At 52.3% G+C, this 841-nt stretch carries 2 protein-coding genes; both read right to left on the bottom strand.

The annotated features are described in order from the left end of the window. Positions 1–502 (bottom strand): IS66 family transposase zinc-finger binding domain-containing protein (locus B5F27_RS16335; protein WP_206423026.1); only part of this gene is annotated, 502 nt, incomplete at its 3' end. 140 nt (positions 503–642) lie between these two features. Then, on the bottom strand, positions 643–841 hold a 199-nt coding region (gene tnpB / locus B5F27_RS16330; RefSeq protein WP_144066578.1), incomplete at its 5' end, for an IS66 family insertion sequence element accessory protein TnpB.

Raw genomic sequence — 841 nt, 5'->3', positions numbered from 1 at the left:
AGGCCGGGCACTTGTAGCTCATCTGCCAGTACCGGACCAGCTTGAGTTTGGGCCGCTGGTATTCAAAGACTTCCCTTACCAGCTCTTTCCCGATCCAAACCAGTTTTCCTTTGCACCTCGGACAGATTCGTTCTTCTTCGTCCAAGTCAAAGATGCGATTTTCCGTCTCATTGCTGCTTGTTAGTTTCCAGCGGCCCGCTTCGCTTATCTTGTGGACGCCCCTCTGGTCCTTTTTGAACGGTTCCGGTGCGTCTTCTTTGTATTCCAACTCGGCTTCCGGGAATACGCCCAGAGGTTCTTCTTCCGCCTGCACTGGCGTCGCCTCGCTGGAACTGCCAAACCGCTTCTTCTGCAGCAGGGCAACCATCTCTTCCAGATCCCGGACTTCTTCCAGAAGAAGCTGCATGGCTTTCTGCAAGTCCTGGATGTAGGCATCCTTCTCTTGTTCTGTCACTGGCTGCCGTTTCAGCAGCTCGGAAATGCTGGTTTCGATTTTCTGCATGGCAGCCTCCCGCAAGATTTCTGACTCCCATTATACAGCAAAACAGCTCGCAGCGCGAGCTGTCTGCACAGAGAACTTCCTGCAAAAATTCTAGGAGGTCTGCTGTAAAAACGGCCTGATTTTTTGTGGAAAACTTTGCCTCACAAAACGCACCGTTCTATGCTCTTGTTTGCTTTGGGCTGGTCAATGGAAAGGCCTTCGGTTAACCACCGGAATTCCTGCCAGCTCAAACTCCGCATCTCGGCACAGCTGCGGGGCCATTGAAATCCTCCGCCATTCTCCATTCGCTTATACAGCAGAACAAATCCGTCTCCCTCCCACAACAGGGCCTTGATTCGA

Origin of the sequence: Faecalibacterium sp. An192, from assembly GCF_002160175.1 — a bacterium.
Taxonomy (GTDB): Bacteria; Bacillota; Clostridia; order Oscillospirales; family Ruminococcaceae; genus Faecalibacterium.
The sequence above is the reverse complement of the archived record's forward strand: the minus strand, read 5'-3'. Positions and strand labels throughout refer to the sequence as shown.